We start from the raw sequence: 26,693 nt of genomic DNA on the forward strand, positions 1-26,693 counted from the left end.
AGGTTATTATTTTTCTGGCAGCTTGATATCTTTGAACATCGCTTCGATATCTTCGTTGGAGCGCAGTGCCACCGCGGTATCAACCACGTCGCGGGTGAGATGCGGTGCGAATCGTTGAATAAAATCATACATATAGCTACGCAGGAAGGTGCTGCGACGGAAACCAATTTTAGTGGTGCTGTGGCCAAATACGCCCTGGGTATCCAGACGCACTAAATCAGGATCGGCAATGGGATCCACCGCCATGCTGGCAATAACCCCGACCCCCAGACCAAGCCGCACATAGGTCTTAATCACATCGGCATCGGTAGCGGTAAAGACGATTCTTGGTGTCAGGCCAGCGCGATTAAAGGCCGTATCCAGTTCTGAACGGCCCGTAAAGCCAAAGGTATAAGTCACCAGCGGATACTGCGCAAGCTCTTCAATCGAGACCGAGTTTTTTGCCGCCAGCGGATGTTCCGGCGTCACCACAATCGAGCGGTTCCAGTGGTAGCAAGGCAGCATTACCAGATCGTCATAAAGATGTAGCGCTTCAGTGGCGATGGCGAAATCAGCATTGCCCTTGGAAACTGCTTCGGCAATTTGCGTCGGTGAGCCCTGATGCATATGTAATGAAACGCGAGGATAACGTTCGATGAACCCTTTTATCACCCCAGGCAGGGCGTAGCGCGCCTGAGTGTGGGTGGTAGCGATATACAACGAGCCTTTATCCGGCCAGGTGTGTTCTCCGGCAACGGATTTGATAGCATCGACTTTCGACAGCACTTCGCGGGCGATACGAATGATTTCCTGTCCCGCAGGCGTTACCTGAGTAAGATGTTTACCACTGCGGGCGAAAATCTGGATCCCAAGTTCATCTTCAAGCATGCGTACCTGCTTACTGATGCCGGGTTGAGACGTATAAAGACCTTCTGCGGTCGAGGAGACGTTAAGGTTGTGGTTGACCACCTCAACGATATAGCGAAGCTGCTGTAGTTTCATGCCAGACCATCCGATTTAGCGCACACGGGCAATCGCTTAAGACGATTTGATAATAAGAAAAGGGTTAACTATAACCACTATATCACTTATATCTTTGCTGTATAGCCCGGCACAAAAAATAATAACCTGGCAATAAAAAAGGGCCGGAATGCCGGCCCTTAAAAGGTAACTTACAGTAAATTAAGGTTATTTCTTACCTTCAACCCATTTACCGTCAACATAAAATGCTGACCATCCGGTCGCTTTGCCGTCTTTTTCAGCAGCGACATATTGCTGCTTGGTTTTACGACTAAAGCGCACCACGGTTTTATTACCTTCAGGATCCTGCTGCGGCGCATCGGCCAGATAGCGCAGTTTATCTGCCAGGCGATCGCGGAAGCGGTAAAGCTCTTCGACCAGCGGCGCACGCGTTTCACGCGATTTCGGGAAGGTGTTCGCCGCAAGGAAAACGCCCGCAGCCCCGTCACGCAGAACAAAGTACGCATCAGACTTTTCACACGGCAGCTCCGGCAACGGAACCGGATCTTCCTTCGGCGGTGCCACTTCGCCATTCCGAAGGATCTTACGCGTGTTTTTACAGTCGTCGTTAGTGCAGGCCATGTACTTACCAAAACGCCCCATCTTCAGGTGCATTTCAGAGCCGCATTTCTCACACTCCACAATCGGACCGTCATAGCCCTTGATGCGGAATTCACCCTCTTCGATCTCGTAACCATCGCAGGTTGGGTTATTACCGCAGACGTGCAGCTTGCGTTTCGGATCGATCAGATAGCTGTCCATCGCTGTGCCGCACTTGGCGCAGCGGCGTCTGGCGCGTAATGCGTTGGTTTCCGCATCATCACCTTCCAGCACGTTCAGCACTTCGTTTTCCGGCACCAGATTGATGGTGGTTTTGCAGCGCTCTTTTGGCGATAACGCATAGCCCGAGCAACCGAGGAATACACCAGTGGTGGCGGTACGAATACCCATCTTACGACCGCAGGTCGGACAGTCGATGCTGGTCAGCACCATCTGGTTCGGCTGCATGCCCCCCTCTTCAGGGTCTTTTTCCGCTTTGTCCAGCTGCTTGGTGAAGTCGCTGAAGAAGCTGTCCAGAACCTTCTTCCACTCGGCTTCATGGTTGGCTACCTGGTCAAGGCTGTTTTCCATCTGCGCGGTAAAATCGTAGTTCATCAGTTCACGGAAGTTATCTTCCAGGCGATCGGTGACAATCTCACCCATTTTCTCAGCATAGAATCGGCGGTTCTCCGTCCGCACATAGCCGCGATCCTGAATGGTCGATATGATCGACGCGTAGGTAGACGGACGACCAATACCGCGTTTTTCCAGCTCTTTTACCAGCGAGGCTTCACTAAAGCGCGCCGGTGGCTTAGTAAAGTGCTGTGCCGGCGTCAGTTCAATCAGGGTGAGTTCATCCCCCGCGTTGACCGCAGGCAAGGTTTTATCTTCATCCCCCTTACGCAGGGCAGGCATCACTTTGGTCCAGCCATCGAAGCGCAGGATGCGTCCACGAGCTTTCAGACGGAAATCACCCGCACCCACGGTCAGGGTGGTGGAGTCGTACTGCGCAGGCGTCATCTGACAGGCAACAAACTGGCGCCAGATCAGCTGATAGAGTTTCTGTGCATCGGCTTCCATATCCTTCAGCGATTCCGCCAGCACCGAGACGTCAGAAGGACGAATGGCTTCGTGCGCTTCCTGGGAGTTCTCTTTGCTGTTGTACTGATTCGCGCTTTCCGGCAGGTACTTCTTACCGAAATTATCGCCAATGTAATCGCGCACCATGTTAACCGCGTCCTGGCTCAGGTTGGTAGAGTCAGTACGCATATAGGTGATGTGACCCGCTTCGTACAGACGCTGAGCCATCATCATGGTTTTTTTCACACCATAACCCAGACGGGTGCTGGCCGCCTGCTGCAGCGTGGAAGTAATGAAAGGCGCGCCAGGCTTGCTGCTGGTTGGCTTGTCTTCACGATCCACCACCTGATAGCGGGCTTTTTCAAGCAGCGCCACCGCGGCCATCGTCTGTTCACGGTTTTCAGGCCGGAACGGCTTATCGTTCTGGTGTGACACTTCCAGCGGCAGCGTGTCGCCGCCCGGCGTAGTCACGCTGGCGTCCACTTCCCAAAACTCTTCTGGTACGAACGCTTTGATTTCACGTTCGCGTTCAACCACCAGACGCACAGCAACAGACTGGACACGGCCAGCAGAAAGACCACGCGCAATCTTTTTCCACAGCAGTGGAGAAACCATATAACCCACGACGCGGTCCATAAAGCGGCGCGCCTGCTGCGCATTAACGCGGTCAATATTCAGCTCGCCCGGCTTTTCGAAAGCCTGACGGATCGCGTTTTTGGTAATTTCGTTAAACACCACGCGGCTATAGCGTGTGTCATCGCCCCCGATCACTTCCCGCAGGTGCCATGCAATGGCCTCCCCTTCGCGGTCAAGGTCGGTTGCGAGATAGATGTGGTCGGCTTTATCCGCCAGCTGTTTCAGCTCGGAGACGACTTTCTCTTTACCCGGCAGTACTTCGTACTGTGCCTGCCAGTTATCCCATGGGTTAACCCCCATGCGATTTACGAGCGCGCTACGTTCATCCTTTTTAGGCTTTTTGGCCCCTTTGGTGGAGGTAGAGTCGGCGCTCTTCTTGGCTGAGCCACTGGTCGGCAGATCGCGGATATGACCGACGCTGGACTTCACCACGTAGTCACTACCCAGATACTTATTGATCGTTTTGGCTTTTGCCGGGGACTCAACGATAACGAGAGCTTTACCCATATTCACCTTTACCTAATTTGTTTCTTCCAGGAATACGTCGAGTGAGTTCACCTTCCACTGGCGACGAGACATTTATATAGCGACGCCATCAGTGGATATCAACCCTGTGGTCACTTATGTCGCAAAAACGACATCACACAAGCAGCTGAGATAACACGTTTTTTCTCGCTTCAGTGTGACCGCACGACGAGATTTAGGTCGAATGTCAAGCAAATCTGTTGCCAGAATGACGAAAGCGCACACTCTACCTGATAAAATCCGTTACGCAACTTTATTAGCATGCAAAAGCAAATCACGCCAGCGCTGTCCGTCTTGCCCGGCATGCGCCAAAACGGGGAAAATTTGCTCCCGGGACCGCTGCGGCGTAGACTAATATCACTGTTTAAGGAGTGGATAATGCAGCAAACTACCCAACCAATTGACCGCGCAACCTTGCTTGCAGAAGCAAATAAACTCATTCGTGAACATGACGACACTATGGCAGGGATCGAAGCCACAGGCGTAGAGCAGCGCAATGGTGTGCTGGTGTTCAGCGGAGAGTACTTTCTTGATGAACAGGGTTTACCTACCCCACGCAGCACCGCGGTATTTAACATGTTTAAATACCTGGCCCATGCGCTCTCAGAAAAGTACCATCTGGTTGATTGATGCAAAAACGCGAGGCACTGGCCTCGCGTTTTTATTCACAGCAGCGGTTTTTGTCCGCGCTGCAGCCAGCGCAGCAACAGACGGTCCGCGCTCTCTGCGGCACTGTTGGTAAAGCGATCCATTAGCTTTTTACGGCGAGTATAGCGCACGCCCACCAGCTCGCGGCCTTCCATCAGCGATAACAGCAGATCGTCGCTGGTTCCTACCTGGTCCACCAGCCCTTTTTCTAGCGCCTGGGTGCCGTACCAGTGTTCCCCTGTGGCGACCTGATCGATATCAAGCGTGGGTCGCATCTGCTTCACGAACCCTTTAAACAGCTGGTGGGTGTCGTTGAGATCTTCACGGAACTTCTGACGCCCCTCTTCGGTGTTTTCCCCCAGCAGGGTCAAGGTACGTTTGTACTGGCCCGCTGTATGGAGCTCAACATCAATGTCTTTATTTTTCAGGAAACGATTAAAGTTGGGGATCTGCGCCACTACGCCAATCGAGCCAATAATAGAGAAAGGTGCGGCGACAATTTTATCAGCCACGCAGGCCATCATATAGCCACCGCTGGCGGCGACTTTATCCACCGCTACCGTCAGCGGGATCTGTTTATCGCGCAGACGCTGCAGCTGTGAGGAAGCCAGCCCATACCCATGCACCACCCCACCCGGGCTTTCGAGACGCAGCACAACCTGGTCTTCGGCTCTTGCCACTGCCAACACTGCGGTGACTTCTTCGCGCAGGGAGGAGACCTCATGCGCATCCATGCTGCCTTTGAAATCCAGCACATAAACCCGTGGTTTTGCCACTTCAGGGCGATGCTCCTGCTTTGCTTTCTGCTTTGCGGCTTTTGCTTCAAGCTTGCGCTTTTTCTTCTGCGCTTTGTGCCACAGTTTTTGCTGATGCGCGTCAAGCAGCGCCACTGACATCTCCTCCTGCATCTCAGTGTACTGCTCGCTTAAGCGGGTAATACGCAACTCGCCGCGCTGGCGTTTGCGCTGCGTCAGGTTAACAATCAGAACGGCGACTACCGCAATGGCAATCACCACCGTCGCAATTTTGGCCAGAAATAAACCGTACTCAGAAAGTAATTCCACGCATCCACCTTGGTTTAACCACTTGTTTTCTCACCCAGTGTACAACAGCCACCGCCAGGCGTCTCGCACCTGACGATAACCTTGCGAGGCGTCTTCAGGAATGTTTATTTATGAATGAAATCTTTGCAAATTGTTAATTTTACAGCGAACTCACCGGTAGACTGATTGTAATCAGGCGCGCTTTCGGGCATAAAGCCGAAAAGAGACCGCACAGCATGGGCTGCGCCAGCGCGCGCCAGAGGAGTGACCTTGCACTATCAACCCAAAAAAGATCTACTGCAAAACCGTATTATTCTGGTCACCGGAGCCAGCGACGGCATTGGCCGCGAAGCGGCGCTAACCTACGCCCGCCACGGAGCGCGCCTTATCCTGCTGGGAAGAAATGAAGATAAACTGCGCGATGTCGCCCAGGCTATTGCCAGCGAGGGTGGCGCCCCTACCCGCGAATATGTTCTCGACCTGTTAACCTGCACTCCGGAGAGCTGTCGGGAGCTTGTCGGGCGTATTGCCGCCGAATATCCACGTCTGGACGGTGTTCTGCACAATGCGGGTTTACTTGGCGAAGTGCGGCCCATGGAGGAGCAAACCCCGGAGATCTGGCAGCAGGTGATGCAGGTGAATGTTAACGGCACCTTTTTCCTCACCCAGGCATTGCTTCCTTTATTACTGCAGTCCGATTCCGGCTCGCTGGTGTTTACCTCATCCAGCGTTGGACGACAGGGACGGGCCAACTGGGGTGCCTATGCCGCCTCGAAATTCGCCACCGAAGGCATGATGCAGGTGCTGGCCGAGGAGTATCAGAGCCGCCACCTGCGCGTAAACTGCATAAATCCCGGCGGGACGCGTACGGGCATGCGCGCCAGCGCCTTCCCGAGCGAAGACCCGATGAAACTGAAAACCCCTGCCGACATCATGCCGCTCTATCTGTGGCTGATGGGCGACGACAGCCGCCGCAAAACCGGCATGACCTTTGATGCCCAACCCGGCCGTAAACCAGGAATATCGCAATGAGTGATGAACGTCATCAGCAGCGCCAGCAGCGCCTGAAAGAGCAGGTCGACGCCCGCGTTGCCGCAGCGACAAATGAGCGCGGGATTATTATTGTCTTTACCGGCAATGGCAAAGGCAAAACCACCGCAGCTTTTGGCACCGCAACGCGCGCCGTTGGGCACGGGCAAAAGGTGGGCGTTATTCAGTTCATTAAGGGCGAGTGGCCCAACGGCGAGCGTAATTTGCTGGAACCGCATGGGGTGGAATTTCAGGTGATGGCGACCGGCTTTACCTGGGACACGCAAAACCGGGAAACCGACACCGCCGCCTGTCTCGCCGTCTGGGAGCACGCCAAACGCATGCTGGCTGACCCAAAGCTAAACATGGTTCTGCTTGATGAAATCACCTATATGGTGGCTTACGACTATTTACCGTTGCAGGAGGTAGTCGAAGCGCTGAACAACCGTCCGGCGCACCAGACGGTGATTATCACCGGGCGCGGGTGTCATCGGGATCTTCTGGAGATGGCAGATACGGTCAGCGAATTACGCCCGGTGAAACACGCCTTTGATGCAGGGATTAAAGCGCAAATCGGCATCGATTATTAATAAAAAACCCGGCAGCGCCGGGTTTTTTATTTTTAGCCGTTGTTGTTACGGCTGCCAGAGCGACGATTGCCGCTGACCTGGCTATGACGTTTAACCGCCCGGCGAATCTGGTTCGCTTTCATGCGACGGCGGTCTTTTTCTACCGCCACTTTTGAGGAGGTTTCTGGAGTCAATTCCACCAGCTCACGCAGATAGTTGGTCTGGGTTAAATCCAGCTCCGTGTAGCCGCCGCGTGGCAGGCCTTTTGGCAGAAGAATGTCACCGTAACGTACGCGGATGAGACGGCTAACCTGCACGCCAACGGCTTCCCACAGGCGACGCACTTCACGGTTGCGGCCTTCAGTCAGGGTCACGTTGTACCACTGGTTAATGCCTTCGCCACCGGTAAATTTAATGGTTTTAAACGCTGCCGGACCATCTTCAAGCTGAACGCCGCGAGACAGATCGCGAATTTTATTGTCGTCAACTTCACCGAACACGCGAACCGCGTACTCACGTTCCACTTCACGGCTGGGGTGCATCAGACGGTTTGCCAGTTCACCATCGGTAGTGAACAGCAGCAGACCGCAGGTGTTGACGTCCAGACGACCTACCGCGATCCAGCGCGCGCCGCGCAGTTTTGGCAGGCGGTCGAATACGGTTGGACGGCCTTCCGGATCGTTACGGGTGCAGAGCTCGCCTTCCGGCTTATAGTATGCCAGCACGCGGCAAATCTGCTCGGCAGACTCTTTTACCGAGATCAGGTGGCCATCGATACGGATTTTCAGGCCAGGGACGATTTCCACGCGGTCACCCAGGGTGGCAATTTTACCGTCCACACTGACTCGGCCCGCTTCGATAATGGTTTCGATTTCACGGCGTGAACCGTGGCCGGCGCGAGCCAGCACTTTCTGTAATTTCTCGCTCATTGAGCTTCCTTCAGGTGTCGCCTTCACAGGCGTCTGGGATACTTTCAAAACAATGAGTTAAGCTCAATACAGCCTTAACTCAATGATCGGTAATGCTTTCACAGCACACATAATGGCAGACAATGTGTCTCGCCCTGTGATTCATGGCCGCACATACTACATGAATTTTAGACTAAATGATTCAACAAGTTTTGCGCGGCAGTATTCTGGTGCTGATAACCTGAAGCAAGCCCAACGATCGGGCTGTCTTTTTCGTCACGCTCCTGGTCGCTCGTTCCAGGCGTCAGTAAAATGAATGTTGCCATCGACAATGCGCCAGGTGATTTTTTCATACTGAATAGTGACGCTTTCAACGTGATTCATTTTATCGTTGATATGATAAAACCTGATTTCCGCACTTTTCAGCGTCTGGCCTGTCGCTGCCGCTTTATAAAATAAGCGGGGCGTTAATATCAGGGCCATTATAGCGGGAGAATTTGCGCTAATGACATGGCCCTAAAAGAGAGAATTTACAGGAAAGGCTTCACATCCCCCACCCCTTCACGCAGCACAACCGGGGCATCTTCCGTTAAATCGATCACCGTGGTCGGCTGCTGGCCGAGATAGCCGCCGTGAATCACTAGCTCAACCTGTTTCTCCAGGCGATCTTTGATCTCATCCGGGTCGGACTCGGTAAAATCGCTCCCCGGCAGCATCAGCGACGTCGAGAGCATCGGCTCGCCGAGCGTTTCGAGCAGCGCCTGGGCAATCGGGTTTGACGGCACGCGCATGCCGATGGTTTTGCGTTTTTCCTGCAGCAGGCGGCGAGGCACCTCTTTCGTCCCTTTGAGGATAAAGGTGTAGTTGCCCGGCGTGTTATTTTTGATCAACCGAAACGCCACGTTATCGACGTAGGAGTAGGTGGATAACTCAGAGAGATCCCGGCACATCAGGGTGAAGTTATGCCCGTTAGGCAGGTGGCGGATCCGGCAGATACGCTCCATCGCGTTTTTGTCTTCGATCTTACAGCCCAGCGCATAACCTGAATCGGTGGGATAGACGATAACCCCGCCCTTACGCACGATCTCCACGGCCTGATTAATCAAACGCGGCTGCGGATTGTCAGGATGGATATAAAAAAATTGGCTCATACTACCCTCTCTTCAATTGGCGTCGGCTGTTCCCAGAGTTGCCACACCGGCTCGACGCCAGCGGGTAACCAGAGCTTGCGTCCCAGCTCAATCCAGGGACAGGGCTGATGAAAATCAGAGCCCTGGGAAGCAAGGAGTCCATACTGGCGGGCATATTCAGCCAGCTGACTGCGCTCGTTGGGCGCCTGCTGGCACTGGGCGACTTCCATCGCATCTCCGCCGTGTTCGGCAAAGTAAGCCAGCAGACGTTTCAGCCACTTGGCGGAGAGGTTATACCGCCCGGGATGGGCCAGTACCGCCTTGCCGCCAGAATGATGAATGACATCAATAGCTTGTTCTATTGTACACCACTGGGGAGGAACGTATCCGGTTTTCCCGCGGGCGAGGTATTTTTTAAACACATCTGCAATGTTATTGGCCTTTCCGGCTTCGACCAGAAAACGGGCAAAGTGGGCGCGGGTCACCGCCCCGCCATTCGCCAGACGCAGGGCCCCTTCCCATGCACCGGGGATATGGGCTTTCTCCAGGCGTTCGGCGATCGTTTCTGCCCGTTGCACCCGACGCGCTTTTTGCGCATCCAGGAACGCGCGCATGGCCGGGTTCTCAATATCAATGTTCAACCCGACAATATGGATTTCGTGATTTTCCCAGACGGTAGAAATTTCCACACCTGCTATCAGGCTAAGCGGTAATCCACTGCGGGCAATTTCAGCCCGCGCGGCCATAATGGCCTCGGTGGTATCGTGATCGGTGATCGCCAGCGTACCCACGCGCATGTCATGGGCGCGATGGACAAGCTCTTCGGGCGTAAGCAGGCCGTCAGAGGCCTGGGTGTGGCTGTGTAAATCATAAATCACTGCGTAATTCGTGTCGCTCAAAGCGGCTCCCGTCACTGATCGTCAATATCTGCGCCGCCATAATAACGGTATGTGGTGAAATTCTGAAATCGAAGGGTTGACAACACGCCATCGAACTAGTTAACTAGTACGCAAGTTCACTCAATGAGGTATCTGAAAATGACCGCACATTTTTCTCTGCATAGCTGGTGGCGTAGCTCCTGATTGTCGGGCAGTGTCGTACGTCTGCGTCATGCATACAGATACCTGGCCCGCCACCGAGCGGGCTTTTTTATGAACAGAATAAAGAGAACAACACAATGCAAACAGCCAAACCGAACCTTCAACTGCTGACCCGTGAGGCGGCCTATCGCCACAATCCCACCGCCCTGTTCCATCAGGTTTGCGGCGCGCGTCCTGCCACGCTGCTGCTGGAGTCTGCGGATATCGACAGCAAAGACGACCTGAAAAGCCTGCTGCTGGTGGACAGCGCTCTGCGCATTACTGCCCTTGGCGATACCGTCACGCTGAAGGCGCTTTCCGAGAACGGTGCCGCCCTGCTGTCGCTGCTGGACGACGTCCTGCCCGCGGGTGTTGAGAATGAACATCGCCCTGACCAGCGGATCCTGCACTTCCCGCCGGTCAGCCAGCTGCTGGACGAAGACGCCCGTCTCTGTTCTCTGTCGGTGTTTGATGCCTTCCGCCTGCTGCAAAACCTGGTGAACGTGCCGGAAAGCGAGCGCGAAGCGATGTTCTTTGGCGGGCTGTTTGCCTATGACCTGGTGGCCGGTTTTGAAGATCTGCCCGAACTGGAGCAGGGAAACCGCTGCCCGGACTACTGCTTCTATCTGGCGGAAACCTTACTGGTGATCGACCACCAGAAAAAATACACCCGCATTCAGGCCAGCCTGTTCACCCCGTTACTGGCGGAGAAACAGCGTCTGGAACAGCGCATTGTCCAGTTGCAGGAGCAGATGAACGAAGCCCCGCCAGAGCTGCCGGTGCAGCGCGTGGAGCAGATGCGTTGCGACGTCAGCCAGACGGACGATGAGTACGGCGTGGTGGTACGCCAGATGCAAAAAGCGATTCGCGCAGGTGAGATTTTCCAGGTGGTGCCCTCCCGTCGCTTCTCCCTGCCCTGCCCGTCGCCGCTGGCGGCCTACGACGTGCTGAAGAAGAGCAACCCCAGCCCCTACATGTTCTTTATGCAGGATAATGACTTTACGCTGTTCGGCGCCTCGCCGGAGAGCTCCCTGAAGTATGACGCCACCAGCCGTCAGATTGAAATCTATCCGATTGCCGGAACCCGCCCGCGGGGTCGTCGTGCCGACGGTTCGCTGGACCGCGATCTCGACAGCCGCATTGAGCTGGAGATGCGCACCGACCAGAAAGAGATGTCCGAGCACCTAATGCTGGTCGATCTGGCCCGTAACGATCTGGCGCGCATCTGCACCCCAGGCAGCCGTTATGTTGCTGATTTAACCAAAGTGGATCGCTACTCCTTTGTGATGCATCTGGTCTCCCGCGTGGTAGGCGAGCTGCGTCAGGATCTGGATGTGCTGCACGCCTACCGCGCCTGCATGAACATGGGCACCCTGAGCGGTGCGCCGAAGGTGCGCGCCATGCAGCTGATTGCCCAGGCCGAAGGACGCCGTCGCGGAAGCTACGGCGGTGCAGTGGGCTATTTTACCGCCCACGGCGATCTCGATACCTGCATTGTGATCCGCTCCGCCTACGTTGAAGAAGGGATCGCCACCGTTCAGGCGGGCGCGGGCATTGTTCTGGACTCCGTTCCGCAGTCTGAAGCTGACGAAACCCGCAACAAAGCCCGCGCGGTACTGCGCGCCATTGCGACTGCCCATCACGCACAGGAGATTTTCTGATGGCTGATATTCTGCTGCTCGATAATATCGACTCTTTTACTTACAACCTGGCGGATCAGCTGCGTGCAAACGGTCATAACGTGGTGATTTACCGTAACCATGTTCCGGCTCAGACCTTAATCGACCGTCTGGCCACGATGCAAAACCCGGTGCTGATGCTCTCCCCCGGCCCTGGCGCGCCAAGTGAAGCCGGCTGTATGCCGGAGCTGCTGACCCGTATGCGCGGCAAGCTGCCGATTATCGGCATCTGCCTGGGTCACCAGGCGATTGTGGAGGCTTACGGCGGTTACGTTGGTCAGGCGGGGGAAATCCTGCACGGTAAAGCCTCCAGCATTGAACACGACGGTCAGGCGATGTTTGCCGGGCTGATGAATCCCCTTCCGGTCGCGCGTTACCACTCGCTGGTGGGCAGTAATATTCCGGCGGGTCTGACTATCAACGCCCATTACAACGGCATGGTGATGGCCGTGCGTCATGATGCGGACCGGGTGTGCGGCATGCAGTTCCACCCGGAATCCATTCTGACCTCCCAGGGCGCTCGCCTGCTGGAGCAGACGCTCAACTGGGCGCTGCAGAAACTGGAGCAGACCAATAGCCTGCAGCCGATTCTGGAAAAACTCTATCAGGCCCAGACCCTGAGCCAGCAGGAGAGCCATCAGCTTTTCTCTGCCGTGGTGCGCGGCGAGCTGAAGCCTGAGCAGCTGGCCGCCGCGCTGGTGAGCATGAAAGTACGCGGCGAGCAGCCACAGGAGATCGCTGGTGCCGCAACCGCCCTGTTGGAAAACGCCGCTCCGTTCCCGCGCCCGGATTATCTGTTCGCGGATATCGTCGGTACCGGTGGTGACGGCAGCAATAGCATCAACATTTCTACCGCCAGCGCCTTTGTCGCTGCGGCCTGCGGGCTGAAGGTGGCGAAGCACGGCAACCGCAGCGTCTCAAGCCGTTCCGGCTCGTCGGATCTGCTGGCCGCCTTTGGAATTAATCTTGATATGAACGCGGAAAAATCCCGCGATGCGCTGGACGAGCTGGGCGTCTGTTTCCTGTTCGCGCCGAAGTATCACACCGGTTTCCGCCATGCGATGCCGGTTCGTCAGCAGCTGAAAACCCGCACCCTGTTCAACGTGCTCGGGCCGTTAATCAATCCGGCGCATCCGCCGCTGGCGCTGATTGGCGTCTATAGCCCTGAGCTGGTGCTGCCGATTGCCGAAACCCTGCGCGTGCTCGGTTATCAGCGTGCGGCGGTGGTGCACAGCGGGGGAATGGACGAAGTTTCCCTGCATGCGCCGACGCTGGTGGCCGAGCTGCATGATGGCGAAATCAAAAGCTACCAGCTTGAGGCGGCAGACTTCGGTTTAACGCCGTATCACCAGGAACAGCTGGCAGGTGGCACTCCGGAAGAAAACCGTGACATTCTGACCCGCCTGTTACAAGGTAAAGGTGAGGCAGCGCATGAGGCCGCTGTTGCCGCCAACGTCGCCATGCTGATGCGACTGCACGGCGAAGAAGATTTACAGGTTAATGCGCAAAAAGTGATTGATGTGTTGCGCTCCGGCGCAGCCTACGACCGAGTGACCGCACTTGCGGCAAGAGGGTAAACAATGCAGACCGTATTAGCGAAAATCGTTGCCGATAAGGCCATCTGGGTGGAAGCGCGGAAACAGCAGCAGCCGCTCGCCAGTTTCCAGAATGACGTGGTACCGAGCAGCCGTCGTTTCTATGATGCCCTGCAGGGTGCACGCACCGCATTTATCCTGGAGTGCAAAAAAGCCTCTCCATCCAAAGGGGTGATCCGCGACGATTTCGACCCGGCGAAGATCGCCGCCATCTATAAGCACCACGCCTCGGCTATTTCGGTGCTGACCGATGAGAAATATTTCCAGGGAAGTTTTGATTTTCTGCCCGTCGTCAGCGGCATCGCCCCGCAGCCGATTTTGTGCAAAGACTTTATTATCGACCCGTATCAAATCTGGCTGGCCCGTTTTTATCAGGCCGACGCCTGCCTGCTGATGCTCTCCGTGCTGGATGATGAGCAGTACCGCCAGCTTGCCGCGGTAGCGCACAGCCTGAAGATGGGCGTACTGACCGAAGTGAGCAATGAAGAGGAGCTGGAGCGCGCCATTGCCCTCGAGGCAAAAGTTGTCGGCATCAACAACCGCGACCTGCGCGATCTCTCCATCGACCTGAATCGCACCCGCCAGCTGGCGCCGCGTCTGGGCGCAGGCGTGACGGTTATTAGCGAGTCTGGTATCAACAGTTACGCTCAGGTTCGCGAGCTGAGCCATTTCGCCAACGGCTTCCTGATCGGTTCGGCGATGATGGAGCAGGACGATCTCAGCGCTGCGGTACGCCGCGTGCTGTTGGGTGAAAATAAGGTCTGTGGCCTGACGCGTCCTCAGGATGCCGTTGCAGCTTATGAAGCGGGCGCCATTTACGGCGGGCTGATCTTTGTTGAGTCTTCTCCTCGTAACGTGACCGACGCGCAGGCGCGCGAAACGATCGCCGCCGCGCCGTTGCAATACGTGGGTGTGTTCCGCAATGCCGCTATTGAACAGGTGGCTGCCACGGCCAGGGCGCTTTCTCTCGCCGCCATTCAGCTGCATGGAAGTGAAGACCAGAGCTATATCAATGCCCTGCGCGAGACGCTGGATCCGCAGGTGCAAATCTGGAAAGCGCTGAGCGTAGGCAATAGCCTGCCGCCGCGCACGCTCACTCATGTTGATAAATATGTTCTGGATAATGGCCAGGGCGGAACCGGGCAGCGCTTCGACTGGTCGCTGCTCAACGGCGAAAAGCTGGATAATGTCCTGCTCGCGGGTGGTTTGAGCCCCGACAACTGCGTTGAAGCCGCCAAAGCGGGCTGCGCAGGTCTCGATTTTAATTCAGGCGTTGAGTCGCAGCCGGGCATAAAAGATGCCAGCAAACTGGCTTCGGTGTTCAAAACGCTGCGTGCATATTAAGGAAGAGAAAATGACCACATTATTAAACCCCTATTTTGGTGAATTCGGCGGCATGTATGTGCCGCAGATCCTGATGCCAGCCCTGCGCCAGCTCGAAGAGGCGTTCGTAAGCGCGCAAAAAGATCCGCTCTTCCAGGCTGAGTTTACCGATCTGCTGAAAAACTACGCCGGGCGTCCGACGGCGCTGACCAAATGCCGCAACCTGACAGCCGGCACCAATACTACCCTGTATCTCAAGCGTGAAGATTTGCTCCATGGCGGCGCGCATAAAACTAACCAGGTGTTAGGCCAGGCGCTGCTGGCAAAACGGATGGGGAAAACGGAAATCATTGCCGAAACCGGCGCCGGTCAGCACGGTGTGGCGTCGGCACTGGCCAGCGCCCTGCTCGGGCTGAAATGCCGTATCTACATGGGGGCGAAAGACGTTGAGCGTCAGTCGCCGAACGTCTTCCGTATGCGTCTGATGGGCGCGGAAGTGATCCCGGTGCACAGTGGCTCGGCCACTCTGAAAGATGCCTGCAACGAAGCGCTGCGCGACTGGTCTGGTAACTATGAAACCGCCCACTATATGCTGGGCACCGCCGCGGGTCCGCACCCTTTCCCGACCATCGTGCGTGAATTCCAGCGCATGATCGGGGAGGAGACCAAAGCGCAGATCCTCGAAAAAGAGGGGCGTCTTCCGGATGCGGTGATCGCCTGCGTGGGCGGGGGCTCTAACGCCATCGGTATGTTTGCCGATTTTATCGACGACACCCGCGTGGGATTGATTGGCGTCGAACCTGCCGGGCATGGCATCGAAACCGGTGAGCATGGTGCGCCGCTCAAACATGGTCGCGTGGGCATCTACTTCGGCATGAAAGCGCCAATGATGCAGACCGACGAAGGCCAGATTGAAGAGTCGTATTCCATCTCAGCAGGCCTGGACTTCCCGTCCGTCGGGCCACAGCACGCGCACCTGAACAGCATTGGTCGCGCCGAGTACGTCTCGATTACCGATGACGAAGCGCTGGAAGCGTTCAAAACCCTGTGCCGTAAAGAGGGGATAATCCCGGCGCTGGAGTCATCGCACGCGCTGGCCCATGCTCTGAAAATGATTAAAGACAACCCGGAAAAAGAGCAGCTGCTGGTGGTAAACCTTTCCGGTCGCGGTGATAAAGACATCTTCACCGTTCACGATATTCTGAAAGCACGAGGGGAAATCTGATGGAACGTTACGATAACGTGTTTGCTGAACTTAAGGCCCGCAAGGAAGGCGCGTTTGTTCCCTTCGTGACGCTGGGCGACCCCTCTCCTGAGCAGTCGCTGAAAATTATCGACGCCCTGATCGAAGCAGGTGCCGACGCGCTGGAGCTGGGCATTCCCTTCTCCGATCCGCTGGCCGATGGCCCTACAATTCAAAGCGCCACCCTGCGCGCCTTTGCCGCAGGCGTGACGCCGACCCAGTGCTTTGAAATGCTGGCAACCATCCGCCAGAAATACCCGGCTATGCCCATCGGCCTGCTGATGTATGCCAACCTGGTCTTTAACCGCGGAATCGACGAGTTTTACGCCGAGTGCGCCCGAGTAGGTGTGGATTCAGTGCTGGTTGCCGATGTGCCGGTTGAGGAGTCGGCGCCGTTCCGCCAGGCGGCGATGCGTCATAACGTCGCACCGATCTTTATCTGCCCGCCGAACGCCGATGACGATCTGCTGCGTCAGATCGCCTCTCACGGCCGCGGTTATACCTATCTGCTGTCCCGTGCCGGCGTCACAGGTGCAGAGAACAAAGCTGCGCTGCCGCTGCATCATCTGGTGGAAAAACTGGCGGAGTACAATGCCGCCCCGCCGCTGCAGGGCTTTGGTATTTCAGCGCCCGAGCAGGTGACAGCGGCGCTGGGTGCCGGTGCCGCCGGAGCGATTTCCGGCTCAGCAATCGTCAAAATTATTGAGAACAATGTCGATAAGCCTGAGCAGATGCTGAGGGAGCTGAAAGCCTTCGTCAGCGCCATGAAAGCCGCCACCCGTCCGCAATAACAGCATTGCCGTCTGGTTTTACCAGGCGGCGTCCTGACTAAATTGATCCCTTCTGCCTGGCGCAATTAATTCCTTCCTGCGCGTTTACCGGCGAATTTATCCTGTGGTCCACCCGTTTCTTAAGTATTAATCCCATTTTCTTCAGGATATCCCGATTGAGTCTATGCTTTACATTGACTACAAAAGGAGAACGTTATGTCAGACCAAAATCTTGATAATGATGCACAATATGCTGGTGAAAAAGCGAAGAATAAGCTGGATGAATTTGCCGGTGCTGCACAGCAACAGTTTGGCGAAGCCGTTGATTCACCAAAACATCAGCTGAAGGGTGCCGGACGCAAATATGCTGCACAGGCAAGCGATGTAGTAACGGATGTTACCGACGCGGTAAAAAATAATCCTCTTACCGGCCTGATTGCCGCAGGCGCCGTTGGTATTGTCCTCGGCCTGCTGCTGGGTCGTAAGTAAATTAAAAAGGCCCCTCGGGGCCTTCTTTCTGTCAGAAACGATACCCCGCCGAGAACATAAACACCCAGGGATCCAGACGGGTATTGATATTTTGCTGCTGGTCTTCCGCCTTAAAGCGCACCTCGGTGTCGATATCCATGTACCAGACTGACATATTAATCAGCCAGTCACGGTTGATGAGGTAATCAAGCCCCACCTGCCCCGCCATACCCCAGGAGTCTTTCAGGCTCAGATCGGACAGGCCTGCCGCTTTACCGGTGTCATTGAACTTTTCATCAAAGAAAGTGGTGTAGTTAACTCCGGCGCCAACATAGGGGCGAAGCTTGCTCCCGGCATCGCCAAAATACCATTGGGCCATCAGGGTCGGGGGCAAATGGTGCACCGTGGCGATATCTCCGGTTGGGCCCGTACCAACTTTGTGGCGAAACGGTGTGGCCGCCAGCAGTTCAACGCCGACGTTGTCAGTGGCCATCCAGGTAAAGGTCATCCCGGCCTGGGTGTTGTTATTGACGTTAAAGCCGCCCAGACCCAGAACATTGTCCGAGCCTTCCGTAGGGCGTACCGTAGCCGTCCCCAGACGGAAAAAGAACTCGCCTGCTTCGTGGGCAACTGCGCTGCCGGAGAGACTGCCCAGAATCAGTGCTGCGAGCGCTATTTTTTTCATATCCCTTTCCTCTTTATGGTTTTATTGGCGAAGGGAATATACCCACAAATGATTAATAAGTGATCCAACAGAGATCACATTAAATTCAGCGATTTAACATTCATTGATCTAAATTAATCTTTTTAACTGCGACCAAAAATTGGTAGTAGGAATCTGGATCAATTTTGCTGATTCAGGCAAACGACGCGCAGTGCGATATCAAACGCACAAAATTCCAGCGACGGATTACCGGCGCTTTACAAAGATATGCTTTTCCATACAAGCCTTGATACTGCCACCGTACAGTTATCCAGGGTACAATTGCCCGCTAATTAACACCTGCAATACTCAAGGAGAGTGCATGTCTATCACGGCGAAGTCTGTCTACCGTGACACGGGGAATTTTTTCCGCAATCAGTTTGTTACCTTTCTACTGATCGCCTTGTTATGCGCATTTATCACGGTGGTACTTGGTCATGCCTTTTCGCCGAGTGAGGAGCAAATTGCCAGCCTGAGCGAAGGCGACCAGATCGCCAGCAGCGTGGGGCTGTTTGAGATGGTGCAGAACATGACCCCGGAGCAGCAGCAGATCCTGTTGCGGGCGTCAGCGGCCTCGACCTTCTCCGGCTTGATCGGCAATGCCATTCTGGCCGGTGGCGTGCTGCTCATGATCCAGCTGGTGTCTGCCGGTCAGCGTGTCAGCGCACTGCGGGCTATTGGCGCCAGCGCGCCGCTGTTGCCTAAACTGTTTATTCTGATTTTTTTAACCACCATGCTGGTGCAGTTAGGCATTATGCTGGTCGTGGTGCCAGGCGTGCTGTTAGCCATTGTGCTCGCCTTCGCCCCCGTAATGGTAGTGCAGGACCGTATGGGCATTTTTGTCGCCATGCGTAGCAGCATCCGGCTGGCATGGTCTAATATGCGTCTGGTTGCTCCGGCGGTCATGAGCTGGCTGCTGGCAAAGACTCTGCTGCTGCTGTTTGCACCAAACCTTGCCGTTCTGACGCCTAACGTTGGTGCTGTGGTAGCGAATACGCTGAGCAACCTGATCTCCGCCATCTTGCTCGTTTATTTGTTCCGCCTGTATACGTTAATTCGCCCGTAATTTTTTTGATGGCCTGTGCAGCTCATGCAGGCCATCGCTGATGATGGAATCGAAGAATGAAGCAGTTTCTGGATTTTTTACCCCTGGTAGTCTTTTTTGCTTTCTACAAGCTATACGACATCTATGCGGCGACAACAGCCCTGATCGTCGCCACAGCAGTGGTGCTGATCTACAGCTGGGTGCGCTATCGCAAGGTCGAAAAGATGGCCCTAATCACCTTCGTGCTGGTAGCCTTCTTTGGCGGACTGACCGTCTTTTTCCACAACGACGAGTTTATCAAGTGGAAAGTCACCGTTATCTACGTGCTGTTTGCCGGTGCCCTGCTGTTCAGCCAGTGGGTGATGAAAAAGCCGCTTATCCAGCGCATGCTGGGTAAAGAGCTGGCGCTGCCGCAGACCGTCTGGTCGCGCCTGAATATCGCCTGGGCGGTGTTCTTTATTCTTTGTGGCCTGGCGAATATCTATATCGCTTTCTGGCTGCCACAGAATATCTGGGTCAACTTCAAAGTGTTTGGGCTGACGGCATTAACGTTGATTTTCACTCTCCTGAGCGGCATCTATATTTATCGCCACATGCCTCAGGACGACAAACAATAATTACCCCGCCAGGTTCTGCAAGCCTGGCGTTTTTTTTTAATCGCAATTTTCCCCTTATTCTCCTCGTTCAATACCAATTTGCCTGAATCTTGAAGAAAATATGAAGATTGCCAGGCTCGACTTGTAATGAGAATGCTTGTCATTATTATTCGTCATCACATTTTTAACAAATGGACATGTGTTGATGAAAAAAATAACAAAATTTGGTACCGCCCCACTGGCATTAGCCATTACCGCGGCGTTAAGCCACTATGCACAAGCAGCAGATGAGATGCTTCACGACGGTGAAACAATGGTGGTTCAGGCCACCGCTGAGGAGGCACTGAAGCAGCAGCCGGGGGTGTCCGTCATTACCGCGGAGGATATCGCCAAAGAGCCGCCGGTTAACGATCTCTCTGAAATTATTCGTAAAATGCCAGGCGTAAACCTTACCGGCAACAGCGCCAGCGGCAGCCGGGGCAACAACCGTCAGATCGACATTCGCGGTATGGGCCCGGAAAATACCCTGATTATGGTGGACGGCGTGCCCGTTACGTCGCGCAACTCGGTACGTTACAGCTGGCGCGGTGAGCGCGATACGCGGGGCGATACTAACTGGGTGCCACCCGAGATGGTGGAGCGCATTGAAGTCCTGCGTGGCCCCGCGGCGGCCCGCTATGGTTCCGGGGCCGCCGGTGGGGTGGTAAACATTATTACCAAACGCCCTACCAACGACTGGCACGGCTCGCTGTCTCTGTACACCAACCAGCCTGAAAATGACAAAGAAGGGGCGACTAAACGCGCCAACTTCAACCTTAGCGGCCCTCTGGCCGGTGATGCCCTGACCATGCGCCTGTATGGCAACATCAACAAAACCGATGCCGATGCGTACGATATCAATACCGCGCAGAATGGCTCTTACGCCGCCGGACGTGAAGGGGTGCGTAATAAAGATATCAACGCCCTGCTTTCATGGAAAATGACCCCGCAGCAGATCGTCGATTTCGATTACAGCTACAGCCGTCAGGGCAATATCTATGCTGGTGATACCCAGTACAGCAACAGCAACGTTAGCCCTGACGGGTTGGTAGAGTCGTTGTACGGGGATGAGACCAACCGCATGTACCGTCAGAGCTGGGGCCTTACCCACAATGGCATCTGGGACTGGGGACAGTCGAAGGTCGCCCTCAGCTATGAGAAGACCAACAATACCCGACTGGGTGAAGGATCTACCGGTAAGGTGGAGGGGATGATTAACAGCGATGATTACAACACCAGCCGCCTGCAGTCTTACCGTGCCTCTGGCGAACTCAATGTGCCGTTCTACTGGCTGGCGGACCAGACCCTGACGCTGGGTGCCGAATGGAACCGTGACGAACTCAACGATCCGGCCTCCATGCAGGCGACCGACAATAGCGGCGTGATCATTGGTGGTGTTTCTGGCGACGCTGCCAGCCGCAGTAGCAAAAACAGCGCCGATCTCACCGGCATATATGTTGAAGATAATATTGAAGCCCGCCCGGGTACTAATCTGATCCCAGGACTGCGTTTCGATTATCACAATGAGTTTGGCAGTAACTGGAGTCCGAGCCTGAATATGCAACAAGAGCTGGGCGAGATGTTCAAGCTGAAGGCTGGCATCGCGCGCGTATTCAAGGCACCAAATCTGTATCAGTCCAGCGAAGGGTATTTGCTTTCAACCCGCGGCAATGGTTGTCCGGTTAATGTCGGCGCCGGAAGCTGTTATCTGCTGGGTAATCCCGATCTGGACCCGGAAATCAGCATCAATAAAGAGATCGGTCTTGAATTCAACCACAACGGCTATGACGCCGGCATCACCTGGTTCCGCAACGATTACAAAAACAAAATCGTCTCCGGTACGGAGGTATTAGGTTACGCCTCAAACGGGGCGAATATCCTGCAGTGGAAAAACGGCGGTAAAGCGGTTGTTGAAGGCCTGGAGGGGAACCTGGTGATCCCTGTTCTGCCCGATACCCTCAACTGGCGTACTAATGCAACCTGGATGATTAAGTCTGAGGATAAAGAGACGGGCAACCCGCTGTCGATTATCCCGGAATACACCGTCAATACGATGCTGGACTGGCAGGTTAGCAGCAAGCTCTCCGCTAACGTGAACTGGACAATGTATGGTCGCCAGAAACCACGCGATAATGCGGAGATCCGCAACGAAGAGAATGCGATGTCGGAGAAAGAGATTGGCGCTTATTCCATTGTAGGCATCGGCAGTAACTATCAGATGACGAAAGATCTGCGTCTGAATGCGGGTATCAGTAACCTGTTTGACAAGCAAATCTATCGTGAAAACGATGGCGCTTCGACCTACAACGAACCTGGCCGCGCTTATTATGCGGGCGTAACTCTGTCATTCTGACCCTTCCACGCCCGCCTCGCGGGCGTTTTCTTCTGTTCTCTCTGGCTGTAAATCATAGTAGCATCCCGCCTGAAGTCCTCCGTAATGAGTAGAGTCCATAATGACAACAACGAACGCCCCACAGGGCGAACTGGTTTTACGCACACTTGCAATGCCCGCCGACACCAATGCGAACGGCGATATTTTTGGCGGCTGGTTGATGTCGCAAATGGACATGGGTGGGGCGATCCTCGCCAAAGAGATTGCCCATGGCCGCGTGGTAACGGTCCGGGTCGATGGGATGACCTTTCTGCGGCCTGTCGCCGTCGGGGATGTGGTTTGCTGTTATGCGCGCTGCGTAAAACGCGGCAATACCTCGGTTTCGATTAATATCGAAGTATGGGTGAAGAAGGTCTCTTCCGAACCTATCGGCCAGCGCTATAAGGCCACCGAAGCGCTGTTTATCTACGTAGCGGTAGATAGTGAAGGCAAACCCCGCCCGTTACCTCAGGCATAAAAAAAGCCTCCCGGGTGGGAGGCTTTTTTATTATTCCATTTGCGCTCCGCCGTTGAGGCGGAAAACAATATTCACGATCAGCCCACTTCCTGGCTTACCGGCTTCGTATCGCCATTTGCGCATCGCGGTTTTTACTTCACGCTCAAACATATTCGACGGCTGCGCGGACAGGATCTGGACATTATCTACTCGTCCGTCGGCGGTCACATCAAATTTCACCCGCACACGCCCTTCGATGCGTAATGCCTGCGCACGCGCCGGGTATTGCGGCTGATTACGGCTCAACGCACGTGGACCAGCCGGCGCCGCCGCAACCGGCTTAGCGGTAGCTGGTGAGGAGTTCATAACCGGGCGAGCCGGGGCTGCACGCTCAACCGGCTGGGTGGTACGAGGCTCAACCGGGCGCGGTTCGCGCTTCGGACGCTCTTCCACCTTTTTCTCTGGCTTCGGTTTCGGCTTTGGCTTCGGTTTGGGCTTGGGTTCCGGCTTATGGATCACCACAGGCGCTTCTTTTGGCGGCTCAGGAACGATTTCAGGTTCCGGTTCCGGCTCAGGCTCGGGTTCTGCAACAGGTTCCGGTGGTGGCGCGACCTGCACGGGCTCCAGCTCCGCAGGCGTTACCATGGTCACAGAAATCGGCTGCGCGGGCGCTGGCATTTCAATAACCTGATGTACCGATGTGTAAAGCAGACCCGCCACGACGGCTCCGTGAATTCCGACGGACAACAGCGTCGGCCAGGGAAAGCGGCGAGGTAAATCGAGGGTCATTGAAGTCATAATCGTTTCAGTTAAAAAGCCAGGCCCTGATTTTAAATGCAAATAGCAATCATATTCAATAAGCCAGTTAAACTTCGCCCAATTTAACCGTTCAGCTGGCGAAAAAAGGCACGTGATGCGCAGGGTTTTAACAATGTTGCCATCTTTACATTGCAGTCATCTGTACTTTCACATAACGTAATTCCCACTTTTATCGGTTAAGGAGCTCCGCTGTGCTTTATGTGATTTTTGCTGCAGATGTTGCTGATTCTCTGGAAAAACGCCTCTCCGTACGTCCTGCTCATCTTGCGCGCTTACAGCTGCTGCATGATGAAGGCAGATTACTGACCGCAGGTCCAATGCCTGCCGTAGACAGCAACGATCCGGGTGCGGCAGGCTTTACCGGCTCGACGGTGATTGCCGAGTTTGAATCCCTCGAAGCGGCGCAGGCCTGGGCGCAGGACGACCCGTATGTGGCAGCCGGCGTGTATGATAGCGTCGTGGTAAAGCCATATAAAAAAGTTTTCTAGGATAAAAAAAGGCTCCGCAACGGGAGCCTTTTTTCATCAATTCAGCGATGCCAGCCGCGCCGCGAACCCCACAAACAGCAAACCAATCAGGCCATTTCCCAGCTTCGCCAGTTTCTTTTTGGTTTTCAGGTAGCGCGTAACAAACGCCCCGGAGAAAATCAGGAAGCTCAAGTAAGTAAAACTGATGATTTCGAGCGTGATCGCGAGGATCATAAACGCAACGCCGGTATGTCTGGCATGAACATCAATAAACTGTACGAAGAACGAGACATAAAACAGGATCGCCTTCGGATTGGTCATACTCAACACCAGCGAGCGTTTCATAATGGTTTTGGCCGGTTCGAGACCGCCCGCCTCGCCCTGCTGTTTATGCATCATCACCGACCAAAGCATTTTGCCGCCCAGCCATAACAGATAAAACGCCCCCAGATAGCGCACAATATTAAAGAGCATCGGGGTAGTCTGGATCAGCGCTGCAACCCCCGCCCATGCCAGAAACATCAGCACTGCATCGCCAATAAACACCCCACAGGCCGCCAGATAGCCTTTTTTCACGCCGTGACCAATGCCTGTTTTTAAGACAAACAGGGTATTTGGCCCTGGGACCAGCACAATAAAAATCGCCCCGACTACATAGGTCCAAAAATTCAGTACACCAAAATCCGCAAACACTTCATCCTCCTTTTTGAAATAGCGAATAATAAAAAAACATCGGGCACCTCTGAGGGTGCCCTTGTATCATTCAGTAATCCTGAACGGCAAACAGTAACGCATTGCGATGACGGTTCATACTGCATTTTCTGATGGCGTGGATACGCATATTACGGCGGGACTGTGCTTCCAGCCAACGCGCTTTGCGACGACCTGTCTGTCGCAACATGCGCCAGCGCCCTACTTCTGTTCTACTGCGCTTCATGTTACTAACTCTTCACAAAACAGAGCGTTCATTATAGTCCCTTGCCAGCGGCAGACCAGCGCTTTTATCTGGCGTTTTTATTTGCCAGAAAAATCCTGACGCGTAAACTCTTAACAATACGCTTTCAAAAGGATTTTTTATTATGACAACCTTCTACACCGTGGTGAGTTGGCTGCTCATTCTGGGATACTGGCTGTTAATCGCAGGGGTGACGTTACGCATCCTGATGAAGCGCAGAGCCGTTCCCTCTGCCATGGCATGGTTGCTGATTATTTTTATCCTGCCGCTGGTCGGCATAATTGCGTATTTATCCTTCGGCGAGCTTCATCTCGGGAAACGTCGGGCCGAACGCGCCCGGGCGATGTGGCCCTCGACGGCCAAATGGCTGAACGATCTCAAATCCTGCAAACATATCTTTGCCGAAGAGAACAGCGACGTCGCCGCGTCGTTATTTAAGCTCTGCGAACGCCGTCAGGGTATAGCGGGTGTAAAAGGCAACCAGCTGCAGTTGATGACCACATCCGATGACGTCATGAACGCGCTGATCCGCGATATCCAGCTGGCGCGCCATAACATTGAGATGGTGTTCTACATCTGGCAGCCAGGCGGAATGGCCGACCAGGTGGCGGAGTCGCTGATGGCCGCCGCCCGCCGGGGGATTCATTGCCGTCTGATGCTTGACTCTGCGGGAAGCGTGAATTTTTTCCGCAGCAACTGGGCATCAATGATGCGTAATGCCGGAGTGGAAGTGGTCGAGGCGTTAAAGGTCAATCTGATGCGTGTGTTTCTGCGCAGGATGGATCTGCGTCAGCATCGCAAAATGATCATGATCGACAACTATATTGCCTATACCGGCAGTATGAATATGGTCGATCCGCGCTACTTCAAACAGGACGCTGGCGTAGGCCAGTGGATCGATCTGATGGCGCGCATGGAGGGCCCGGTCGCCACGGCGATGGGAATTGTTTACTCCTGTGACTGGGAGATCGAAACCGGCAAACGCATTCTGCCGCCGCCACCGGATGCCAATATCATGCCCTTTGAGCAGGCCAGCGGGCATACGATCCACACCATCGCCTCCGGCCCGGGCTTCCCGGAAGATCTGATTCACCAGGCGCTGTTAACCGCAGCCTATTCCGCCCGCGAATATCTGATCATGACCACCCCCTATTTTGTGCCGAGTGATGACCTGCTGCACGCCATCTGCACCGCCGCGCAGCGCGGGGTCGACGTCAGCATCATCCTGCCGCGCAAAAACGATTCGGTGCTGGTGGGATGGGCCAGCCGGGCCTTCTTCACCGAGCTGCTGGCGGCCGGGGTGAAAATCTACCAGTTCGAAGGTGGGCTGCTGCACACCAAAAGCGTGCTGGTGGATGGCGAACTCAGTCTGGTGGGGACCGTCAACCTGGATATGCGCAGCCTGTGGCTCAATTTTGAGATCACGCTGGTTATCGATGACGCCGGTTTTGGCGGTGATTTAGCTGCCGTTCAGGACGATTATATTTCGCGCTCCCGCCTGCTGGATATCCGTTTGTGGGTGAAAAGACCGCTGTGGCAGCGAATTGCCGAACGACTGTTTTACTTCTTTAGTCCGTTGCTGTAAAACGTGCCCAACGATGTTAAACAGGTAGTCATCATGGAAATGGATCTGAATAATCGCCTGACCGAAGACGAAACGCTTGAGCAGGCCTACGATATTTTTCTGGAACTGGCCGTCGATAATCTCGACCCGGCTGACGTCATTCTCTTTAATCTGCAGTTTGAAGAGCGTGGCGGCGCCGAGTTGTTCGATCCGTCTGAAGACTGGGCTGAACATGTCGATTATGACCTGAATCCGGACTTTTTCGCCGAGGTGGTGATAGGCCTGGCGGATACTGACGGCGGTGAGATTAACGACATCTTTGCTCGCGTTCTGCTGTGTCGCGAGAAAGACCACAAGCTGTGCCACATACTCTGGCGCGAATAAAAAAAGGCTGCGATTGCAGCCTTTTTTAT

The 26,693-nt window shown here is 54.7% G+C and carries 27 protein-coding genes, 2 pseudogenes and 1 other annotated feature; of the genes and pseudogenes, 17 read left to right on the top strand and 12 right to left on the bottom strand.

From position 1 onward, the window contains the following. Positions 1-6: 6 nt before the first annotated feature. Together cysB and topA are read right to left on the bottom strand one after the other, a co-directional pair. Positions 7-981 carry an HTH-type transcriptional regulator CysB gene (cysB, locus tag MXM41_RS03270; protein ID WP_325929875.1) on the bottom strand — a complete coding sequence of 325 codons (975 nt, stop codon included), beginning with the start codon at positions 979-981 and terminating at the stop codon, positions 7-9. Positions 982-1,167: 186 nt separating this feature from the next. Continuing rightward, positions 1,168-3,762, bottom strand: a complete 2,595-nt coding sequence (gene topA, locus MXM41_RS03275; protein ID WP_325929876.1) for a type I DNA topoisomerase — start codon at positions 3,760-3,762, stop codon at positions 1,168-1,170. Positions 3,763-4,158: 396 nt separating this feature from the next. Here topA and MXM41_RS03280 point away from each other — a divergent pair, with 396 nt between their 5' ends. After that, a complete protein-coding gene (locus tag MXM41_RS03280) occupies positions 4,159-4,410 on the top strand; it encodes a YciN family protein (RefSeq protein WP_325929877.1) in 252 nt (83 codons plus the stop codon). 35 nt (positions 4,411-4,445) lie between these two features. Here the strand turns inward: MXM41_RS03280 and sohB are convergent, their stop codons facing one another. Next, positions 4,446-5,492 (bottom strand): protease SohB, encoded by a 1,047-nt coding sequence (gene sohB, locus MXM41_RS03285; protein WP_325929878.1) that lies wholly within the window; start codon positions 5,490-5,492, stop codon positions 4,446-4,448. 249 nt (positions 5,493-5,741) lie between these two features. Between sohB and MXM41_RS03290 the strand changes: the two genes are divergently transcribed. Next, positions 5,742-6,503: a YciK family oxidoreductase gene (locus MXM41_RS03290; protein WP_325929879.1), complete on the top strand. Its 762-nt coding sequence runs from the start codon at positions 5,742-5,744 to the stop codon at positions 6,501-6,503. Then, positions 6,500-7,090 (top strand): cob(I)yrinic acid a,c-diamide adenosyltransferase, encoded by a 591-nt coding sequence (cobO, locus tag MXM41_RS03295; RefSeq protein ID WP_325929880.1) that lies wholly within the window; start codon positions 6,500-6,502, stop codon positions 7,088-7,090. Before MXM41_RS03290 ends, cobO begins: the two co-directional genes overlap by 4 nt. Positions 7,091-7,122: 32 nt before the next feature. Here the strand turns inward: cobO and rluB are convergent, their stop codons facing one another. The 5 genes and pseudogenes from rluB to rnm all read right to left on the bottom strand — a co-directional run bounded on the left by rluB (position 7,123) and on the right by rnm (position 10,021). After that, positions 7,123-7,998: a 23S rRNA pseudouridine(2605) synthase RluB gene (gene rluB, locus MXM41_RS03300; protein WP_325929881.1), complete on the bottom strand. Its 876-nt coding sequence runs from the start codon at positions 7,996-7,998 to the stop codon at positions 7,123-7,125. 167 nt (positions 7,999-8,165) lie between these two features. After that, positions 8,166-8,303: a hypothetical protein gene (locus MXM41_RS03305; RefSeq protein ID WP_325930880.1), complete on the bottom strand. Its 138-nt coding sequence runs from the start codon at positions 8,301-8,303 to the stop codon at positions 8,166-8,168. After that, positions 8,254-8,445: pseudogene (locus tag MXM41_RS03310) on the bottom strand (type VI secretion system tube protein Hcp); the annotation flags it as partial. The gene MXM41_RS03305 and the pseudogene MXM41_RS03310, both read right to left, overlap by 50 nt. 62 nt (positions 8,446-8,507) lie before the next feature. Further along, complete coding sequence (locus tag MXM41_RS03315) at positions 8,508-9,128, bottom strand: L-threonylcarbamoyladenylate synthase (RefSeq protein WP_325929883.1); 621 nt, start codon at positions 9,126-9,128, stop codon at positions 8,508-8,510. Further along, positions 9,125-10,021, bottom strand: coding sequence for an RNase RNM (gene rnm / locus MXM41_RS03320; RefSeq protein WP_418936761.1), 897 nt, complete (start codon positions 10,019-10,021; stop codon positions 9,125-9,127). The genes MXM41_RS03315 and rnm overlap by 4 nt, the downstream gene beginning before the upstream one ends. A gap of 144 nt (positions 10,022-10,165) precedes the next feature. Beyond that, positions 10,166-10,260 (top strand) — a sequence feature (Trp leader region). 24 nt (positions 10,261-10,284) lie between these two features. Here rnm and MXM41_RS03325 point away from each other — a divergent pair. The 6 genes from MXM41_RS03325 (at position 10,285) to MXM41_RS03350 (ending at position 17,285) form a co-directional block, all read left to right on the top strand. After that, the gene (locus MXM41_RS03325; protein ID WP_325929885.1) at positions 10,285-11,847 is read left to right on the top strand and encodes an anthranilate synthase component 1; all 1,563 of its coding nucleotides are present in this window, start codon (positions 10,285-10,287) and stop codon (positions 11,845-11,847) included. Then, positions 11,847-13,442 (top strand): bifunctional anthranilate synthase glutamate amidotransferase component TrpG/anthranilate phosphoribosyltransferase TrpD, encoded by a 1,596-nt coding sequence (trpD, locus tag MXM41_RS03330; protein ID WP_325929886.1) that lies wholly within the window; start codon positions 11,847-11,849, stop codon positions 13,440-13,442. Before MXM41_RS03325 ends, trpD begins: the two co-directional genes overlap by 1 nt. 3 nt (positions 13,443-13,445) lie before the next feature. Then, positions 13,446-14,804, top strand: a complete 1,359-nt coding sequence (gene trpCF / locus MXM41_RS03335; RefSeq protein WP_325929887.1) for a bifunctional indole-3-glycerol-phosphate synthase TrpC/phosphoribosylanthranilate isomerase TrpF — start codon at positions 13,446-13,448, stop codon at positions 14,802-14,804. A gap of 10 nt (positions 14,805-14,814) precedes the next feature. Then, the gene (gene trpB / locus MXM41_RS03340; protein ID WP_325929888.1) at positions 14,815-16,008 is read left to right on the top strand and encodes a tryptophan synthase subunit beta; all 1,194 of its coding nucleotides are present in this window, start codon (positions 14,815-14,817) and stop codon (positions 16,006-16,008) included. Next, positions 16,008-16,817 (top strand): tryptophan synthase subunit alpha, encoded by an 810-nt coding sequence (trpA, locus tag MXM41_RS03345; protein WP_325929889.1) that lies wholly within the window; start codon positions 16,008-16,010, stop codon positions 16,815-16,817. Before trpB ends, trpA begins: the two co-directional genes overlap by 1 nt. Positions 16,818-17,012: 195 nt before the next feature. Continuing rightward, positions 17,013-17,285, top strand: coding sequence for a DUF883 family protein (locus tag MXM41_RS03350; protein ID WP_103179906.1), 273 nt, complete (start codon positions 17,013-17,015; stop codon positions 17,283-17,285). Positions 17,286-17,316: 31 nt separating this feature from the next. Here MXM41_RS03350 and ompW read toward each other — a convergent pair whose 3' ends face one another. Next, complete coding sequence (gene ompW / locus MXM41_RS03355) at positions 17,317-17,949, bottom strand: outer membrane protein OmpW (protein WP_325929890.1); 633 nt, start codon at positions 17,947-17,949, stop codon at positions 17,317-17,319. Positions 17,950-18,168: 219 nt separating this feature from the next. Between ompW and MXM41_RS03360 the strand changes: the two are divergent. The 5 genes and pseudogenes from MXM41_RS03360 to yciA all read left to right on the top strand — a co-directional run. Continuing rightward, positions 18,169-18,264 (top strand): annotated as a pseudogene (locus MXM41_RS03360) (YkgJ family cysteine cluster protein); the annotation flags it as partial. A 25-nt stretch (positions 18,265-18,289) separates the two neighbouring features. Then, positions 18,290-19,033: a YciC family protein gene (locus tag MXM41_RS03365; protein WP_325929891.1), complete on the top strand. Its 744-nt coding sequence runs from the start codon at positions 18,290-18,292 to the stop codon at positions 19,031-19,033. Positions 19,034-19,089: 56 nt separating this feature from the next. Next, positions 19,090-19,629 carry a septation protein A gene (locus MXM41_RS03370; protein ID WP_325929892.1) on the top strand — a complete coding sequence of 180 codons (540 nt, stop codon included), beginning with the start codon at positions 19,090-19,092 and terminating at the stop codon, positions 19,627-19,629. Between the two features lie 184 nt (positions 19,630-19,813). Further along, a complete protein-coding gene (locus tag MXM41_RS03375) occupies positions 19,814-22,000 on the top strand; it encodes a TonB-dependent siderophore receptor (RefSeq protein ID WP_325929894.1) in 2,187 nt (728 codons plus the stop codon). A 100-nt stretch (positions 22,001-22,100) separates the two neighbouring features. Next, positions 22,101-22,496 (top strand): acyl-CoA thioester hydrolase YciA, encoded by a 396-nt coding sequence (yciA, locus tag MXM41_RS03380; protein ID WP_325929895.1) that lies wholly within the window; start codon positions 22,101-22,103, stop codon positions 22,494-22,496. A gap of 30 nt (positions 22,497-22,526) precedes the next feature. On the opposite strand, the gene tonB is transcribed toward yciA, so the two are convergent. Continuing rightward, positions 22,527-23,264 (bottom strand): TonB system transport protein TonB, encoded by a 738-nt coding sequence (gene tonB, locus MXM41_RS03385; protein ID WP_325930840.1) that lies wholly within the window; start codon positions 23,262-23,264, stop codon positions 22,527-22,529. A gap of 221 nt (positions 23,265-23,485) precedes the next feature. On the opposite strand from tonB, the gene MXM41_RS03390 reads away from it, so the two are divergent. Then, the gene (locus MXM41_RS03390) at positions 23,486-23,782 is read left to right on the top strand and encodes a YciI family protein (RefSeq protein WP_325929896.1); all 297 of its coding nucleotides are present in this window, start codon (positions 23,486-23,488) and stop codon (positions 23,780-23,782) included. Positions 23,783-23,818: 36 nt separating this feature from the next. Here the strand turns inward: MXM41_RS03390 and leuE are convergent, their stop codons facing one another. Together leuE and MXM41_RS03400 are read right to left on the bottom strand one after the other, a co-directional pair. Further along, positions 23,819-24,454 (bottom strand): leucine efflux protein LeuE, encoded by a 636-nt coding sequence (leuE, locus tag MXM41_RS03395; RefSeq protein ID WP_325929897.1) that lies wholly within the window; start codon positions 24,452-24,454, stop codon positions 23,819-23,821. Positions 24,455-24,524: 70 nt separating this feature from the next. Then, entirely contained in the window at positions 24,525-24,698 is a 174-nt protein-coding gene (locus MXM41_RS03400) for a YciY family protein (protein ID WP_098946243.1), read from the bottom strand. 142 nt (positions 24,699-24,840) lie between these two features. On the opposite strand from MXM41_RS03400, the gene cls reads away from it, so the two are divergent. Both cls and MXM41_RS03410 read left to right on the top strand, forming a co-directional pair. After that, complete coding sequence (cls, locus tag MXM41_RS03405) at positions 24,841-26,301, top strand: cardiolipin synthase (RefSeq protein ID WP_325929901.1); 1,461 nt, start codon at positions 24,841-24,843, stop codon at positions 26,299-26,301. 33 nt (positions 26,302-26,334) lie between these two features. After that, positions 26,335-26,664, top strand: coding sequence for an HI1450 family dsDNA-mimic protein (locus tag MXM41_RS03410; RefSeq protein ID WP_032611249.1), 330 nt, complete (start codon positions 26,335-26,337; stop codon positions 26,662-26,664). Positions 26,665-26,693 lie beyond the last annotated feature (29 nt).

Source organism: Leclercia adecarboxylata, from assembly GCF_035787115.1.
Lineage (GTDB): Bacteria > Pseudomonadota > Gammaproteobacteria > Enterobacterales > Enterobacteriaceae > Enterobacter > Enterobacter adecarboxylatus_E.

Bases quoted from the DNA above. Each gene is read 5' to 3' on its own strand.
- cysB (WP_325929875.1), bottom strand. From the start codon at position 981: ATGAAACTACAGCAGCTTCGCTATATCGTTGAGGTGGTCAACCACAAC.
- topA (WP_325929876.1), bottom strand. From the start codon at position 3,762: ATGGGTAAAGCTCTCGTTATCGTTGAGTCCCCGGCAAAAGCCAAAACG.
- MXM41_RS03280 (WP_325929877.1), top strand. From the start codon at position 4,159: ATGCAGCAAACTACCCAACCAATTGACCGCGCAACCTTGCTTGCAGAA.
- cobO (WP_325929880.1), top strand. From the start codon at position 6,500: ATGAGTGATGAACGTCATCAGCAGCGCCAGCAGCGCCTGAAAGAGCAG.
- rluB (WP_325929881.1), bottom strand. From the start codon at position 7,998: ATGAGCGAGAAATTACAGAAAGTGCTGGCTCGCGCCGGCCACGGTTCA.
- MXM41_RS03305 (WP_325930880.1), bottom strand. From the start codon at position 8,303: ATGGCAACATTCATTTTACTGACGCCTGGAACGAGCGACCAGGAGCGT.
- MXM41_RS03315 (WP_325929883.1), bottom strand. From the start codon at position 9,128: ATGAGCCAATTTTTTTATATCCATCCTGACAATCCGCAGCCGCGTTTG.
- MXM41_RS03325 (WP_325929885.1), top strand. From the start codon at position 10,285: ATGCAAACAGCCAAACCGAACCTTCAACTGCTGACCCGTGAGGCGGCC.
- trpD (WP_325929886.1), top strand. From the start codon at position 11,847: ATGGCTGATATTCTGCTGCTCGATAATATCGACTCTTTTACTTACAAC.
- trpCF (WP_325929887.1), top strand. From the start codon at position 13,446: ATGCAGACCGTATTAGCGAAAATCGTTGCCGATAAGGCCATCTGGGTG.
- trpB (WP_325929888.1), top strand. From the start codon at position 14,815: ATGACCACATTATTAAACCCCTATTTTGGTGAATTCGGCGGCATGTAT.
- trpA (WP_325929889.1), top strand. From the start codon at position 16,008: ATGGAACGTTACGATAACGTGTTTGCTGAACTTAAGGCCCGCAAGGAA.
- MXM41_RS03350 (WP_103179906.1), top strand. From the start codon at position 17,013: ATGTCAGACCAAAATCTTGATAATGATGCACAATATGCTGGTGAAAAA.
- ompW (WP_325929890.1), bottom strand. From the start codon at position 17,949: ATGAAAAAAATAGCGCTCGCAGCACTGATTCTGGGCAGTCTCTCCGGC.
- MXM41_RS03365 (WP_325929891.1), top strand. From the start codon at position 18,290: ATGTCTATCACGGCGAAGTCTGTCTACCGTGACACGGGGAATTTTTTC.
- MXM41_RS03370 (WP_325929892.1), top strand. From the start codon at position 19,090: ATGAAGCAGTTTCTGGATTTTTTACCCCTGGTAGTCTTTTTTGCTTTC.
- MXM41_RS03375 (WP_325929894.1), top strand. From the start codon at position 19,814: ATGAAAAAAATAACAAAATTTGGTACCGCCCCACTGGCATTAGCCATT.
- yciA (WP_325929895.1), top strand. From the start codon at position 22,101: ATGACAACAACGAACGCCCCACAGGGCGAACTGGTTTTACGCACACTT.
- tonB (WP_325930840.1), bottom strand. From the start codon at position 23,264: ATGACCCTCGATTTACCTCGCCGCTTTCCCTGGCCGACGCTGTTGTCC.
- MXM41_RS03400 (WP_098946243.1), bottom strand. From the start codon at position 24,698: ATGAAGCGCAGTAGAACAGAAGTAGGGCGCTGGCGCATGTTGCGACAG.
- cls (WP_325929901.1), top strand. From the start codon at position 24,841: ATGACAACCTTCTACACCGTGGTGAGTTGGCTGCTCATTCTGGGATAC.
- MXM41_RS03410 (WP_032611249.1), top strand. From the start codon at position 26,335: ATGGAAATGGATCTGAATAATCGCCTGACCGAAGACGAAACGCTTGAG.